The organism is Spirillospora albida, assembly GCF_000718255.1.
In the GTDB taxonomy this organism is placed as follows: domain Bacteria; phylum Actinomycetota; class Actinomycetes; order Streptosporangiales; family Streptosporangiaceae; genus Spirillospora; species Spirillospora albida.
Map to the genome: position 1 here is coordinate 1 of NZ_JOFJ01000028.1, position 14,531 is coordinate 14,531.

The 14,531-nt window shown below is 70.8% G+C and carries 16 protein-coding genes; 9 read left to right on the forward strand and 7 right to left on the reverse strand.

Annotation, left to right across the window (positions count from 1 at the left end):
* The first annotated feature begins 430 nt into the window (after nucleotides 1–430).
* The 7 genes from IE99_RS0126605 to IE99_RS0126635 all read left to right on the forward strand — a co-directional run bounded on the left by IE99_RS0126605 (nucleotide 431) and on the right by IE99_RS0126635 (nucleotide 5,499).
* Nucleotides 431–916 carry a flagellar protein FlgN gene (locus IE99_RS0126605; RefSeq protein WP_030176738.1) on the forward strand — a complete coding sequence of 162 codons (486 nt, stop codon included), beginning with the start codon at nucleotides 431–433 and terminating at the stop codon, nucleotides 914–916.
* Nucleotides 916–2,343: a flagellar hook-associated protein FlgK gene (gene flgK, locus IE99_RS0126610; RefSeq protein ID WP_051713324.1), complete on the forward strand. Its 1,428-nt coding sequence runs from the start codon at nucleotides 916–918 to the stop codon at nucleotides 2,341–2,343. The genes IE99_RS0126605 and flgK overlap by 1 nt, the downstream gene beginning before the upstream one ends.
* 2 nt (nucleotides 2,344–2,345) lie before the next feature.
* Nucleotides 2,346–3,236 (forward strand): flagellin N-terminal helical domain-containing protein, encoded by an 891-nt coding sequence (locus IE99_RS0126615; protein ID WP_030176744.1) that lies wholly within the window; start codon nucleotides 2,346–2,348, stop codon nucleotides 3,234–3,236.
* Nucleotides 3,233–3,676, forward strand: coding sequence for a flagellar assembly protein FliW (gene fliW / locus IE99_RS0126620; protein WP_030176747.1), 444 nt, complete (start codon nucleotides 3,233–3,235; stop codon nucleotides 3,674–3,676). The genes IE99_RS0126615 and fliW overlap by 4 nt, the downstream gene beginning before the upstream one ends.
* Nucleotides 3,677–3,803: 127 nt before the next feature.
* A complete protein-coding gene (gene csrA / locus IE99_RS33495) occupies nucleotides 3,804–4,049 on the forward strand; it encodes a carbon storage regulator CsrA (RefSeq protein WP_030176751.1) in 246 nt (81 codons plus the stop codon).
* Between the two features lie 75 nt (nucleotides 4,050–4,124).
* Complete coding sequence (locus IE99_RS0126630; RefSeq protein ID WP_037560144.1) at nucleotides 4,125–4,784, forward strand: YdcF family protein; 660 nt, start codon at nucleotides 4,125–4,127, stop codon at nucleotides 4,782–4,784.
* Nucleotides 4,785–4,842: 58 nt separating this feature from the next.
* Complete coding sequence (locus IE99_RS0126635; protein WP_030176756.1) at nucleotides 4,843–5,499, forward strand: hypothetical protein; 657 nt, start codon at nucleotides 4,843–4,845, stop codon at nucleotides 5,497–5,499.
* Between the two features lie 39 nt (nucleotides 5,500–5,538).
* Here the strand turns inward: IE99_RS0126635 and IE99_RS0126640 are convergent, their stop codons facing one another.
* Nucleotides 5,539–6,309, reverse strand: a complete 771-nt coding sequence (locus IE99_RS0126640) for a UTRA domain-containing protein (protein ID WP_245623351.1) — start codon at nucleotides 6,307–6,309, stop codon at nucleotides 5,539–5,541.
* A gap of 272 nt (nucleotides 6,310–6,581) precedes the next feature.
* On the opposite strand from IE99_RS0126640, the gene IE99_RS0126645 reads away from it, so the two are divergent.
* Nucleotides 6,582–6,863 (forward strand): hypothetical protein, encoded by a 282-nt coding sequence (locus IE99_RS0126645; protein ID WP_030176762.1) that lies wholly within the window; start codon nucleotides 6,582–6,584, stop codon nucleotides 6,861–6,863.
* Nucleotides 6,864–7,409: 546 nt separating this feature from the next.
* Here IE99_RS0126645 and IE99_RS0126650 read toward each other — a convergent pair.
* The 3 genes from IE99_RS0126650 to IE99_RS0126660 all read right to left on the reverse strand — a co-directional run bounded on the left by IE99_RS0126650 (nucleotide 7,410) and on the right by IE99_RS0126660 (nucleotide 10,274).
* A complete protein-coding gene (locus tag IE99_RS0126650) occupies nucleotides 7,410–7,925 on the reverse strand; it encodes a hypothetical protein (RefSeq protein WP_030176764.1) in 516 nt (171 codons plus the stop codon).
* Between the two features lie 124 nt (nucleotides 7,926–8,049).
* Nucleotides 8,050–9,585, reverse strand: a complete 1,536-nt coding sequence (locus IE99_RS0126655; RefSeq protein ID WP_245623352.1) for an amidohydrolase family protein — start codon at nucleotides 9,583–9,585, stop codon at nucleotides 8,050–8,052.
* A gap of 110 nt (nucleotides 9,586–9,695) precedes the next feature.
* Nucleotides 9,696–10,274, reverse strand: a complete 579-nt coding sequence (locus IE99_RS0126660; protein WP_030176770.1) for a sugar O-acetyltransferase — start codon at nucleotides 10,272–10,274, stop codon at nucleotides 9,696–9,698.
* A gap of 224 nt (nucleotides 10,275–10,498) precedes the next feature.
* Between IE99_RS0126660 and IE99_RS33245 the strand changes: the two genes are divergently transcribed.
* On the forward strand, nucleotides 10,499–11,230 hold the full coding sequence (locus tag IE99_RS33245) for a septal ring lytic transglycosylase RlpA family protein (protein ID WP_245623353.1): 732 nt from the start codon (nucleotides 10,499–10,501) through the stop codon (nucleotides 11,228–11,230).
* Between the two features lie 9 nt (nucleotides 11,231–11,239).
* Here IE99_RS33245 and arcC read toward each other — a convergent pair whose 3' ends face one another.
* From arcC to IE99_RS0126680, 3 genes are read right to left on the reverse strand one after another with little or no spacing between them, the layout of a single operon-like run.
* Entirely contained in the window at nucleotides 11,240–12,175 is a 936-nt protein-coding gene (gene arcC / locus IE99_RS0126670; protein ID WP_030176774.1) for a carbamate kinase, read from the reverse strand.
* Between the two features lie 31 nt (nucleotides 12,176–12,206).
* Nucleotides 12,207–13,208: an ornithine carbamoyltransferase gene (argF, locus tag IE99_RS0126675; protein ID WP_030176776.1), complete on the reverse strand. Its 1,002-nt coding sequence runs from the start codon at nucleotides 13,206–13,208 to the stop codon at nucleotides 12,207–12,209.
* Between the two features lie 40 nt (nucleotides 13,209–13,248).
* Nucleotides 13,249–14,490, reverse strand: coding sequence for an arginine deiminase (locus IE99_RS0126680; RefSeq protein WP_030176778.1), 1,242 nt, complete (start codon nucleotides 14,488–14,490; stop codon nucleotides 13,249–13,251).
* Between the last annotated feature and the right edge of the window lie 41 nt (nucleotides 14,491–14,531).

The window sequence follows — 14,531 nt, forward strand, 5'->3', positions numbered from 1 at the left end:
GGCGGCGGCCAGGGCGGCCAGGCCGGCGGAGGTGAGGTCGTCGCGGTTGACGTGCGAGGGAACCCGCATCAGCGTCTCACGGACGATATGCCCGACCAGCGGCAACTGGCTGCGGACGAGGTCCTCGACGTTGCGCTGCTGCTGAGCGGTGGTGATGTCCTGAGTCCTCACGACGACCCTTTCGGCTGACTTCCCTGTGCCGCCCGGTCCGTGGCGACAGGTAAGACAATCCGGCAGCAAAGGGTGAGCAATCGGTCGCAAACGGTTGCAGGGGGGTTGCGCTGCTCAACCCGCTGTAACCAGGGCGATTCGGAGAGTCATAGTCTGCGCGCGCGTAGGGAACTCCTCAGGCGGGGCCGCTCCCTGCCGAGAGTGAGGGGGACGACGGAGGCCCCAACCGGGGGCGCCGAGGACCGGAGGGCAGGGGCGGATGAGCCTGGCCGATCTTTCGAGCACGTTGTGGCGGGTGCGCGAGATGCTGGACCTGCTGCTGTTCAAGCTCGAGGAGGAGCAGCTTCTTCTCGCCGCAGGCAAGACCCGCTGGCTCCCGCACGCCACTCGTGAGGTGGAGATGGTGCTGGAGCAGATCCGTCAGACCGAGGTGCTGCGCGCGGCCCAGGTCGACGCGGTCGCCGCGGAGCTCGGCCTGCACCCGGCACCGAGCCTGTCGCAGCTCGCGGCGGCCGCGGGGGAGCCGTGGGGCGACATCCTCCAGCAGCACCGGGCGGCGTTCCTGACCGCCACTTCCGAGATCACCGCGATGGCGGAGCTGAACCGGGAGCTGCTCACCAGCGGCGCCCGCTCCGTCCACGAGGCCCTGATGACGGTCACCGGACAGGTGTCCACCTACAGTCGCCGCGGCGAGACCGTCGGGACCGGGCGCGCCGCGTCCCACATCGTCAACGAGGCCATGTGATGAGCACCTTCTCCGGAATCTCCACCGCGCTCAGCGCCCTGTACGCGCAGCGCAAGGCCCTGGACGTCACGGGCCAGAACATCGCCAACGCCAACACCGACGGCTACAGCCGGCAGCGTGTCGAGATGAGCTCCGTCGGCGGCTCCATCCGGCCCGCCCTGTACGCGGTCTCGGACGGCCTCGGCAACGGCGTCACCGTCGACCGGATCGCCCGCGTCCGGGACGAGTTCCTGGAGTCCCGCGCCGAGATCGAGCACGCCAGGTCGGCGCAGCTCAACGGGCAGGAGCAGGTCCTCGCCCGGGTCGAGGACCTGTTCGGCGAGCCGTCCGACACGGGCCTGCAGTCGCAGCTGTCGGACTACTGGGCGGCCTGGGGCGACGTGGTCAACCAGCCGCAGGACCTCGCGGCGCGCGCGCAGCTGCTCCAGCGCGGCGGCACCGTGACCGACGCGCTGCGCACCACGCACGCCGGGCTGAGCTCGCTGTGGGACACCACCCGCGACCAGCTCGACACCCTCGCCTCGGAGATCAACACGGCCGCGACGGCCGTCGCCGACCTCAACGAGGCGATCGTCCGCGCGACCGCCGCCGGACTGCCCGCCAACGAGCTCGCCGACAAACGGGACGCGCACGTCCTGCGGCTCGCGGAGCTGGCGGGCGCCACCTCCCAGGCCCAGCCGAACGGCGCGGTGAACGTCACCCTCGCCGGCGGCTCCCTGGTCAGCGGCTCCACCGCGCGGTCCGTGGTCCCCGCGGGGGGCGCCTCGATGACCGCCGTGAAGGCCGACGCGGTCGCGAACAAGGTCATCTTGAGCTGGACCGACAGCGTCCCCGCCGCCGAGATCGGCATCACCTCCGGCGGCGCCGCCTCGACGCTGACGTCCCTCAACGACGTCATGCCCGGCTACGCCAGGCGGCTGGACGACGTCGCGGCGCGGCTCGCGTCCACCGTCAACGGCGCGCACGACGACGGCTACGACCTCAACGGCGACCCCGGCCAGGCGTTCTTCACCGGCACGACCGCCGCCACGATCTCCGTCGCGCTCACCGACCCGGCGCACGTGGCCGCCTCGTCGCAGCCGCCGCGGCCGGACCCGAAGGACTCGACCAAGACCATCCCGAGCCTGGACGCGGGCAACGCCGACGCGCTCGCCGACTTCGCCGGCTCCCCGAACGGCGCCGACCGCCTGTACCGGACGGTCGTCACCGACCTCGGCGTCGACTCGCAGAACGCGCAGCGGCGCGTCGCCATCCAGAACGTGATCACGGGCAACAACGACGCGCAGCGGGCCGGCCAGTCCGGCGTCAGCCTGGACGAGGAGATGGCGAACATGCTCCTCTACCAGCGCGCCTACCAGGCGGCCAGCACCATGGTCTCCACGATCAACTCGACCTTCGACTCTCTCTTCGGCATGATCAGGGGCTGAGCATGACCTATATCCGGTCGACCGAACGTTCGATCTCCACCCGCGTCCTGAACAACCTGCAGGGCAACGTGAACCGGATGGACGACATCCAGCAGCGGCTGTCCAGCGGCAAGCAGCTGTCGCGTCCGTCGGACTCGCCGGCGGGCACCACGTCGGCCCTGCAGCTGCGCGGCGACGTCCGCGTCCAGGAGCAGTACACCCGCAACAGCAGTGACGCGCTCGGCTGGCTCGACACGATCGACACGGCGCTCGGCAGCATGGGCGACCAGCTGATCAGGGCGCGCGACATGGTCCTGCAGGGCATGTCGTCCGGCGCGGGCGGCTCGACCACCGCCCGCAGCGCCCTCGCCGGCGAGATCGAGAACCTGCGCGGCTCCCTGATCGGCCTGGCCAACACCACCTACCTCGGCCGGCCGGTCTTCGGCGGCGCCACGTCCACCCCGCAGGCCTACGACGCCGACGGCGTGTACCTCGGCGACGACCGCGCGGTCGAGCGCTCCATCGGCGACAACACCAAGCTCGCCGTGAACGTCGACGGCGAGAAGGTGTTCGGCGAGGGCGACGACCAGCTGTTCCAGATCCTGGAGGACGTCGTCGACCACCTGAAGAACGACCCGTCCGCGCTCGGCGACGACCTCGGCCGCCTGGACGCCGCCATCAAGACCATCCACACCCAGATCGCCGATGTCGGCGCTCGCACCAACCGGGTGGACCAGATGCGCCAGGTCGCCGTCGACCGGATCCTCACGCTCAAGACCCAGCTGTCCGACATCGAGGACATCGACCTGCCCAAGACCATCGTCGAACTCAACCTTCAGCAGACGGCGTACCAGGCGGCCCTCGCCGCGACCGCGCGCGTCGTTCAGCCCTCCCTGGTGGACTTCCTGAAATGATCTCACTTGACGAACGCACGACGACGGCGACCGAGGAGCAGGGCGTGGACACGGCCGAACTGCCGACGATCGAACTGGTCGCCCCCATGCCGGGGTTCCCGCAGCACCGCACCTTCGTCCTGGTCCGCGCCGACGAGCAGGGCACGCTGTACTCGCTGCGCTCCCTGGAGGACCCCGGCCTGCGCTTCCTGGTGATCGCCCCGGCGCCGTTCTTCCCGGAGTACGCGCCGGAGGTCGACGACGACACCCTCGCGGAGCTGAAGGCGACCGGCCCCGAGCACCTGCTCGTGCTGCTGATCGTCACCGCGACGGGCGCCATCGCCGACGCCACCGCGAACCTGATGGCGCCGATCATCGTCAACACCGACACCCACCGCGCGGCCCAGGTCGTCCTCGCGGGGTCGGACCTGCCGATCCGCGCACCCCTGGTCACGGCCTGACAAATCCCCCCGAATCACGTGTCATCCATCCCGGACGGCGCGTGATTCGGCGTTTCCGAGGGCGCGCCGCGACGTCAGGCGGGTAGGTCTCCCCTAGGCTCGCATGAGCCGGTGAGGAGGCCCGAACGTGCTGGTACTGACCCGTCGTACAGGTGAGAGCGTGATGATCGGCGACGACGTCGTCGTCACCGTCCTCGACGTGCGCGGCGACGTGGTCAGGGTGGGCGTCCGCGCCCCCCGGTCCGTCCCCGTGCACCGCGAGGAGGTGTTCAAGGAACTCCAGGCCGCCAACCGCGAGGCCGCGTCCCCGGGCGAGGACGCCCTCGCCGACCTCCAGCGCCTCCTCGGCCGGCGGCCGGGCAAGGAGTCCTGAACGCGAACGGCCGATGCCGGGCCGGCTTTGAGATCATCGCCGCGGACGTCCATCCGCCCCGGCAAGGAGATCTCCGTGACCGACCGCCGCGCCCCCGCGGGGCATCTGGCCGACGCCCGGCTCATCTGGGACTACCACCTGGTCGGCCATGAGCCGCGGCCCTGCTCGGCGGCCATCGGGCTCGGCAGCCACGACATCGGCGTGGCGACGTTCGCCGCCGAGCTCTACCACGCCGGCATGTTCCCCGTCCTGGTGTTCTCCGGCGCCACCAGCGCCACCACCGAGGCCCGGTTCCCGCGCGGGGAGGCGGTGGAGTTCGCCGAGCACGCCGTGCGGCTCGGCGTCCCCGCGTCCGCGATCATCATCGAGCCGCGCGCCGCCAACACCGGCCAGAACATCGGCTTCTCCCGCGCCGCCCTCGCCGCCGCCGGCGTTGAGGTCACCTCGCTGATGCTGATCTCCAAGCCGTACATGGAGCGCCGCGCCCTGGCCACCGCCCGCAAGGCGTGGCCCGAGGCCGACCTGGTCTGCGCGTCGCAGCCCGTCCCGTTCGAGGACTACCTCGAGGCGATCGGCGACGAGAGGTTCGTCATCGACATGATCGTCGGCGACCTGCAGCGGGTGATCGAGTACCCGTCGCGCGGCTTCGCCGTCCACCAGGACGTCCCCGCCGACGTGCAGGCCGCCTACCGGCGCCTGACCACCGCCGGCTTCACCAGCCGCCTGGCCCCCTGACCCCGGCGGGCGGTGCGCCCGATCGCTTCGCTCGTCCGGGACTCCTAGGTTATTTTCCATGACGACCGCACCCCCGGCCGCACACGCATGGCGCTGGCTCGTCGCCACCGCCGTGCTCTACAACCTCACCCACCATCTCGGCTTCGCGCTCGCCCCGCTCGGCGCCGTCGGCCACACCCGCTGGGCCGACTGGATCGACATCCTCACGCCCTACACCGTCCTGCTCGCCGCGGCCGGCGCCCTCCGCGCCGCCGGCGCGCGCCCCCGCGCCTGGGCGCTTTACCTCATCGGCGCCATCACCTACACCGAAGGCCACGGCATCCACCTGGCCGCCAACTCGGTCCACAACACCGACCCCGGCCCCACCGCCCACCTCTGGGACGAGACCGTCGGCCACTACCTCTGGTACGCCGGGGCCGCCCTCGTCTTCGCCGCCCTGGCGGCGGCCCTCGCCCGCACACCACCGCCGCGCACCCCGCTCCACCTTCCGCTCACCCTCGGCGTCGCCGTCACCTGGACGACCAACTCCATCGAGGGGACCACCGCCTTCATGGGCATCGCCATCGCCGCCGCCTTCACCGCCTACGGCTGGCACACCCGCCACCACCTCGGCCGCATCCTGCTCCCCGCCTTCGCACCCGCCCTCATCATGCTCACCGCCTACGGCATCTGGCATCAGGGCTTCCCCCAGCCGTCCGAACTGGGCTGGATCTGACCTCAGCTGCCCGGATGGTGGGGGAGTGCGACAGGACGCTCAGAACTCGTCCAGGCCGCCGACCTGGCCAACGGTGAAGATGTGGCGGGTGGCCGCGCAGATCGTCTCGAGGGTATGGATGGGCGTGCCCTCCGTGGAGTAGGACGCCCGGAGGACCTGGACGACCCACTCACCAGGATCCAGCTCGAGCGTCTCCGCCTCGAAGCGCGTCGCGGGACGGGCGGTGAGGGTCTCCTCAGCGTGACCGAAGGCGTACCCGAGGGCGGTGATCGCGGCCTGCAGGGACGGCTTGACGAACTCCGGTTCGGCGATGCGCGTCCCTGCGAAAAGGTCGGCCCGGAAGTAGGACGTTGCGATGCGGACCGGGACGTCGTTCGCGGTCATCATCTTGCGCCGCGCGATGATCTCGTCCCCCGGCTGGACGCGCAGGCACACCGCCACGTGATCGTTCGCAGGTTCCACGCCGACATAGAGCATCCGGCGTCCCGGGCGGATGCCCTGGCGCTCGGCTTCAGTGAGGAAGAGGGACGCTGATCCCCGCGTCACGGGGTCGGTCGGAAGCGCCCGCTGCACGATCACCTCGGGTCCCTGGCTGACCGGCGCGGCCGGCGCCTTGGCGACCGGGCCCTTGCGCATCTGGGAAACGCGGCCCGGTGTCACACCCAGCGCCTTGGCGATCTCCTCCAGCGTGTGCCCCGCCTCGCGCGCCTCCGCGATCGCCCCGCGCCGCACACGAGCCGCCTCTTCGGTGATGCCCTGCTGCTCGGTCATCGCCCGGCTGACGGCACGTGCCCGCTCAATCGGATCCACAATGGCCGAAATATCCCGCAATGTCATCAGGTCCACGAGATCAGCACTCCCATCCTTCGCAATGAACTTTAGCCCCCCTATTGCATAGGGTCGCGAGGCGAGTTTATCCTCGCGGAGCAGAGCGACAATAGGCCCCCTAAAGTTCCGGGCTCCGGCGCCATCGCGGGCCGCGGCAGCCTGGTGGGAGGGCCGGTCAAAGAGCCGCCGCGCGGCCGGGGCTGAGATTGGGAGACCTCTCCCGACCGCGCGGCTCTACCTCGCAGGGAGGCACGATGACGATATCCGGTGGCGACGATGCCGTCCGGGACTCGGGCATGTCGGACGAGGACGTGCTGGCCGCGTTGCGGCGGGACTTTCCCGGGCATCGGATCAGCCGAGGCCGACGCAGGGACGGGGCGCTGGGGTGCTGGGTGGCGGCGCTGCGCGACCCGTCCGCCGGTCTCTACCCCACGCTGATCGAGGACACCGCCGAGAAGCTGCGCGACCAGCTCGTCCTGGAGAGCGGGCGCGTTCGGGCCGAGCCCAAGGAGCCCGTCCGGTGGTGGGGGCTGTGACCATCGCACCGATCGGCCCCACCTGGTGGGCCTCCGACATCACCCCCGAACACGTCGCCGCGGTCATCCGGGACGCCTTCCCATGGGTGCGGTCGGTCTACTACGGCCACGCCACCCGCCACTGGTGGGCACTCAGTGGCGACTACATGGTCGAAGCCACCGACCCCGACCAGCTCTACCGGCGAATCAGGAACCAACCTCCGACTGGCACGCGGCCGAGCGCCCCGCCGCCCTGGCCATACATCAGGTCGGACGGACGCGCCACCCCCCCGCCCGTCCTTCCCCGTCTTCGAACCGCAGCCCGGACGCCTGCGCCGGCTTCTCAACGCGTGCCGCAGGTTCGTCGGTTTCGCCGACGACTCGTAGCGCTGAACAAAGGGGCCTGCCCATGTTCGGCCTGGGCAGGCCCAAGGCCCTTGAAAGCAGATGCGCCTGATGGTTCCTGGGAGACCGTTCCGGGGGTGCGGGGCGCAGCCCCGCCTCGGGGGTCTGGGGCGGAGCCCCAGGGAATGAGTCCGAGCGGAGCGAGGGCCTTGCTCTCCCCGGTCAGGGGACGTGTTCGTGGCCGGACCAGACGCCTCGTCCGTGCCACGCCGTGCCGTCCCAGATGTACGGGTGGGCCATCGTCCCGTAGAAGCCGGGCCCGCAGGACGCCGAGCCGCCGTAGTCGAAGACCTCGCTGGGGCCGTAGGGCCCGGGGAACTCGCCGCCCCTCTGGCCGGTCGGGGCGTACTTCCAGTCGGTCCTGCGGCACACCGTCCAGCTGGAGCCGTTCCATTTGAGCACGTCGAGCCTTACGGCCGCGTACCTCGCCTCCTTGGCCAGGCCGGTGCCGCATCCCTGGGTCAGCGCGAAGGCGTCCGCGTACGCGAGGTTGCCCGAGAGAGTGCCGGGACGGCGGTGGTCGATTCCCGCGGTGCCCTGGACGCACAGGCCGGCGCCGTTGTACACGGTGACGTTCCGGGCCCAGGTCCATGCGTGGGCCGGTGATGCCCACGTCGCGAACATCAGTCCGCAGGTTCCGTACAGGATCGGCTTCGCGGCTCGGCGATAGGACGCCATGGCTACTCCATTGATGAGCTGACCGTGGAGCGCCGCGCCCGACCGGGGCCAGGGCCCCATCTCACCCAGAATCGTAACATGGACACGGAGGGTGAGATAGGGCTCTGACCTGGCCTTCCGTGCTCTACCGGGTGGCTCTCTCCCAGGTCTGGAGGTAGGCCTCAGCGCCTTGCGACAGGTCGTCGATCAGCTCCTGGCCGCCCGTGGCGCGCATCGTGGCGAGCCAGTCGGGGACGAGGCCGTAGTTCGCGACGCCGTCGGTGTTGAGGTCCCAGGTGCGCAGGCCGGTGGTGAGCCGGTCGAGCTTGACCGGGGCGAACGGGGAGGTGAACGGGTAGTCCAGGTGGACGCTCTCGGTGGGCCCTGGGAGCGCGCCGAGGCCGTTGGCGTCCAGGCCGTAGCCGTAGCCGAAGGTGTGGCGGGGGTCGCTTGCGCTCTTGTCCCGGCGCCACTTCGCCGCGAACGAGTCGGCGGGGGAGCCGTATGAGGTGATCATGCCGCCGAGGCGGTAGACGCGGCCGGCGTACGCCTCGTCCATCCAGTCGTGGGACGAGATGACGCCGGAGTAGGACGCCCGCTCCAGCAGGTCGAGGGTCTGGCCCGTCGCCTTGGCGCTCATGTGGTCGATCTCGACCAGCATGTGGCGCTGCATCAGTCCCCGCACCATGTGGGCGCCGAGGTCGGTCAGGCCCTTGATGTTGCAGTGCGGTGCCTTCGGATACAGCGGTAGCGTGATCCCCACCTGGCCGAGGAGACGGAGGATGTCCGCGATCTCGTCGCTGGTGACGGGGGCGATGGTGTTGTCGTGGATGTGGCCGGTGCACGTCTCGGCCTGCCAGAACCGCCCGGTGGCGAGGAAGTTGCCCGCGTTGACGACGGCGCCGGTCAGGTCGCCGTCGAAGCGCACCCCGCAAAGCGCGTTGTCGAACTTGTGGCACACGAACATGGACGACACGCCGAGGGCCTTCATCTCGTCCAGGCCGCGGTCGATGGCGGCGCGGGTGCAGGTCGTGCGGCAGCCGAACGGCTCGGACGTCTCGATGCCGAGGACGACGGCGAGCTTCCCGTCGCCGATGACCCGCCGGGCCTCCGCGGGAGTGCGCACGATCCGGAACCAGCCCTTGCCGGGGCCGCCGCTGCGCGTGTCGATGTACGCCTCCATGTCACGCGTCAGCTCCGCCTGCCGGCGGATCGCGGCCATCTCGTCGCAGGGGGTGCGCTTGAGCGGGTACATCTCGCAGAGCTGCCTGTTCGCGACGAGCTGGTTGACGAGGATCCGCTGCCCCGCCCGCCAGGACCGCTCCAGCCACGCGTGGTACGCCTGCTGGTGGGTCCGGGAGTCCCAGGCGGGCCAGTCCTTGAACGTCGGCCAGCCGACGGGGTCGTGGGTGCCGAGCGGGGTGCCGTGCCGGGTGAAGTTCTCGAACCAGGCGAACACGCCGTTCCCGGCGTGGTCGGGGCAGTCGGCCAGGGCCGCCTGGATGCCGCGGGGGTCGAACGGCTTGCCGCACAGCAGCTGCCCGCCGAACGCCTCGTACGACATCAGGTGGCTGTGGGCGTCGATGTAGCCGCGCACCGCGGGCTCGGGTTCCGCCCGCGCGGGGAGAGGGGTGAGCAGGGCCGCCACCAGGGCGAGGACGAGAAGAACGCTGGCGGACACGGAACGCCTGAACAGCATGAGCGCCTCAAAGGGGCCGGGGGAGTCCTTATCCGGGTGATATCACCCCTTTGAGAACGTGAACAGACCTCATATTTGCGCCCGGCGTCGGTTCAGAGCCGGCGGATCACCCGGGCCGGGCCGCCGACGGCGACCACGCCGGACGGGACGTCCCGCGTGACCACGGCTCCGGCGCCGATGACGCTGCCGGCGCCGACGGTCACCCCGGCGAGCACGATGGCGCCGCCGCCGAGCCAGACGTTGTCCTCGATGACGATCGGTTCGGCGGCCTCGAGCTTGGCGCGCCGCTGCTCGGGGTCCAGCGGGTGCGTGGGGGTCAGGAGCTGGACGTTCGGGCCGATCTGCACGTCCCGGCCGATGGTGATGGGCGCGACGTCCAGGGCCGTCAGCCCGTAGTTGGCGAACGTGCCCGCACCGATCGTGATGTGGGTGCCGTAGTCGACGTACAGGGGCGGACGGATCTCCACGTCGGCCGCGACCGACCCGAGCAGCTCCTCCAGCAGCAGGCGGGCCGCCTCCCGGTCGGTGGGATACACCTCCCCGTACCGGTGGGCCAGGGCGAGGGCGCGTCCGGACGCGGCCTCCAGTTCGGGATCGTCGGCGATGTACGGGTCGCCGGCCAGCATGCGCTCACGGTTGGTGCGGGAGTCCCCGGCGAAGAAGTCGTCCACGCCCCCGACCCTAGACACCTCGCGGCCACCGCCCCGACAGGCGCACCGCCCCCCGGGTGCCCGATGGGCTCATTCGCTCAGGCGGTTGGGACGCCTGCCGATGGGTCGGGGGACCTCGGGACGTGTCCGCGTCCTGCCATATCGACCTGGTGCGGTGTCCCCCTCACCGCCTCCGGAGCCGCCCCCGCGGCAGGCCGGGCCGGGTCCGGCGATGGGATTGCCCTTTGACTTTCCGAACTCTGCACCGCCGCTCCGCCCAGACCCTGCTCCTCGGCTTCGCCGGGGCCGCCGGGATCGTCTTCCTCTCGGCCGGCACCGCCGGAGCCACCGAGTACCGGCCGGACGCCGGCCTGGTGGAAGGCGGCGCCGCCGGCACCCGGTCCCCGGAACGGCTGGAGGCGCGGATCGCAGAGCTCGGCCAGAGCGTCACGCCCGCCCGCGCGCGGGGCGCCCTCGCGCAGGCCGCCCGGACGCAGGCGGTGCGGGCCGGAAGCGCGCTCCCCGCCGCCATGGAGATCCCGCTCCCCGCCCGTGCACCGGTCGCGGCCGCGCCCAAGAAGGCGCTGCTCACCGGGACGACCACCGCGTCCTACTTCTGGGACGACGGATCCGGCGTACGGGGCGACACCGGCGCGCCCGCGAGCGGCAAGCCGATGCGCAAGGGCATGTTCGCCAGCCCCAGCTGGCCGATGAACACCAAGGTCCGCGTGTCCTACCGGGGACGCAGCGTCGACGGCTTCGTCGGCGACCGCGGGCCGGGCGCCCCGTCCTGGACCGGGATCATGCTCGACCTCGACACCCACACCTTCCGCCACCTGTACGACGGCGGCACCCCCCGCAGCAGGTACGACGCGGGCGTCCCCGCCGGGCACCTCAAGGGCCTCAGGTACGAGGTCCTGGAATGGGGTTCGGGTCCCGGCGCGAAGGGCGCGCCGCGCCCGTTCGGGTCGCGCTGAGCCCGGCCCTCACAGGGTGCTGGCGAGCGGCCAGGTGGCGTTCGGCGTGATGATCGTGCCCGCGGTCCCGGCGAGGATCTGCTGGCACTGGTCGAGGGCGCCGATCGCGGCCATGTCACCGGTGCGCTCGACGAAGCAGCACGCCGCCTCCACCTTCGGCCCCATGGAGCCGGCCGGGAAGTCCTCCGCCCGCATCTCGTGCGGGGTGGTGTGCCGGATCGGGCGCTGCTGCGGCGTGCCGTAGCCGCGCAGGACCTCCGGCACGTCCGTCAGGATCAAGTACGCGTCGGACTCCAGCGCCTCCGCCAGCATCGCGCCGGTGAGGTCCTTGTCGATGACGGCCTCGATGCCCTCCAGCTGGCCGACGTCGTTGCGGATGACGGGGATGCCGCCGCCGCCCGCGCACACCACCACCGCGCCCGAGGCCATCAGCTGCCGGATCAGCCGTGTCTCCACGACCCGCTGCGGCTGCGGGGACGGCACCACGCGCCGCCAGTGCGGGCCGTCCGGCTTGACCGTCCACCCGAACTCGGCGGCCATCTTCGCCGCCTCGTCCTCGGTGTAGACCTGCCCGACGAACTTGGTGGGGTCGTCGAACGCCGGGTCCACCGCCGAGACGAGCGTCTGGTTGACCAGCGCGACGACCTGGCGGCCGGGCAGGGCGTTCTGGAGGGCCTGCAGCATCCAGTATCCGATCATGCCCTGGGTCTGGGCGCCGAGCGTGTCGAACGGGTACGGGCGGCTGAGGGTCTGGTCGGCGGCGCTCTGCAGCGCCAGCACCCCCACCTGCGGCCCGTTCCCGTGCGTGATGATCAGCTGGTGCTCGGCGGCCAGCGGCGCCAGCGACCGGACGGCCGTCATGACGTTGAGCCGCTGCGCCTCGGCGTCCGGCCGTTCCCCGCGCTTCAGCAGCGCATTGCCGCCGAGTGCCACGACTACCCGCATCGCAAGGTCCCCCCGTTGTCGGTCGCCGGGCTCAGCCCAGCGTCGCCACCATGACCGCCTTGATGGTGTGCATCCGGTTCTCGGCCTCGTCGAAGACGATCGAGGCGTCCGATTCGAAGACCTCCTCGGTGACCTCCAGGGCCTCCATGCCGGTCTTGTCGTAGATGTCCGCGCCGACCGTCGTCTCCCGGTTGTGGAAGGCCGGCAGGCAGTGCATGAACTTGGCCTCGGAGTTGCCCGTGGCCCGCATGACGTCGGCGTTGACCTGGTAGGGACGCAGCAGCTGGATGCGCTCGTCCCACACCTCCTTCGGCTCGCCCATCGACACCCACACGTCGGTGAGGACGAAGTCGGCGCCCTTGACGCCCTCGTCGACCTTCTCGGTGAAGGTGAGGCGGGCGCCGGTCCGCTCGGCGACCTCCCGGGCGGGCTTGACGACCATGTCCTGGTCGGGCCAGAGGCGCTTGGGCGCGACGATGCGCACGTCCATGCCCATCAGGGCGCCCGCCGCGACGTAGGAGTTGCCCATGTTGTTGCGGGCGTCGCCCAGATAGGCGATGGACGTCCGGCTGAGCGGCTTGTCGCCGTGCTCGGTCATCGTCAGCTGGTCGGCGAGCATCTGGGTGGGGTGCCACTCGTCGGTGAGACCGTTCCACACGGGGACGCCGGAGTACTCGGCCAGCTCCTCGACCAGGCGCTGGCTGGACCCGCGGTACTCGATCCCGTCGTACATGCGCCCCAGCACCCGGGCGGTGTCCTTCATCGACTCCTTGTGGCCGATCTGCGATCCGCTCGGGTCGAGGTAGGTGACGTGCGCGCCCTGGTCGTGGGCGCCGACCTCGAACGCGCAGCGGGTGCGGGTCGAGGTCTTCTCGAAGATGAGCGCGATGTTGCGGCCGGTCAGCCGCTGCTGCTCGTTGCCGGAGTACTTGGCCGCCTTCAGGTCGGCGGACAGGTCCAGCAGGAACCGCCATTCCCTGGGCGCGAAGTCGAGTTCCTTGAGAAAGCTGCGGCCGCGCAGGTTGAATGCCATGTCTTCGTCTTCCTCCGTGGAGTCGGGGTCCGGTGGCCGGTCAGGCCTCGCGCTCGATCGGGCAGCTCATGCAGCGGGGGCCGCCCCGGCCGCGGCCGAGCTCGCTGCCGCGGATCGCGAGGACCTCGACGCCGTTCTGCCGCAGGTAGTTGTTGGTGGTGGTGTTGCGCTCGTAGGCGACGACGACGCCCGGTTCGAGGGCCAGGACGTTGCAGCCGTCGTCCCACTGCTCCCGCTCGGCGGCGTGGACGTCCTGGACGGCGGTGAGCACCTTGATGTCGTCCAGGTCCAGGGCCCGCGCGATGGCCCGGTGCATCTCCTCCGGCGGGTGGCCGGTGACCTTCAGCTCCTTCTCGCTGTCGCCCGGCTCGACGGTGTAGGACGGCAGCATGCCCATCCCGGCGAACTTGGTGAAGACACCGTGGTCGACCATGGTCATCACCGTATCGAGATGCATGAACGCGCGGGTCTGCGGCATCGCCAGCGCGACGATCCGCCGGACGGACCCGGCCTTGAACAGCCGGTGGGCGAGGATCTCCACCGCCTGCGGCTGGGTGCGCTCGCTCATCCCGATCAGGACCGCGCCGTTGCCGATGACCAGGACGTCGCCGCCCTCGATCGACGCCGGCTCCAGGGCCGTCCCGGAGTTCCAGACGTTGTACCCGCCGCCGGACTTGTCGCCGTACCCGCCGGCGAACAGCGGATGCCACCGGTAGATCGCCTCGTAGTTGATGGTCTCCCGCCGCCGGGCCCGCTTGCGCATCGCGTTGATCGACACGCCGTCGTAGATCCAGCAGGAGGTGTCGCGGGTGAACAGGTGGTTGGGCAGCGGCGCGAGGATGAAGTCGTCCATGCCGAGCGACCGGGACGCGATGCTCTTGGGCTCCTCGACGTGCTGGAGCGCCTCCCGCTTGGTCATGCCGCCGATCAGCGCGGATCCGAGCTCCTTGGAGTTCATGGAGTCGAAGGTGTTGCGGACGGTCGGCAGCGCCATCGGCCCGTAGACCCGCTCGTCCAGGATGTTGTCGAGGATGTGCTTGCGGGCCTCGGGGATGTCCAGGACGTGGCGGAGCAGGTCGAGCAGGAGGTGCACCTTGATGCCGCGCGACCGCAGGAGCTCCTGGAACGCCTCGTGCTCCTCCCCGGCGCGCTGCACCCACAGGACGTCGTCGAACAGCAGGCTCGCCGCGTTGGACGGCGTCAGCCGCTTCAGCGACAGCTCCGGGCGGTGCAGGATGACCTGCTTGAGCCGGCCGACCTCGGAATCGACGTGGAACGTCATCGGTGGAACCTCCAGGAACCGGGGCGTGCGCCCCCATCGTT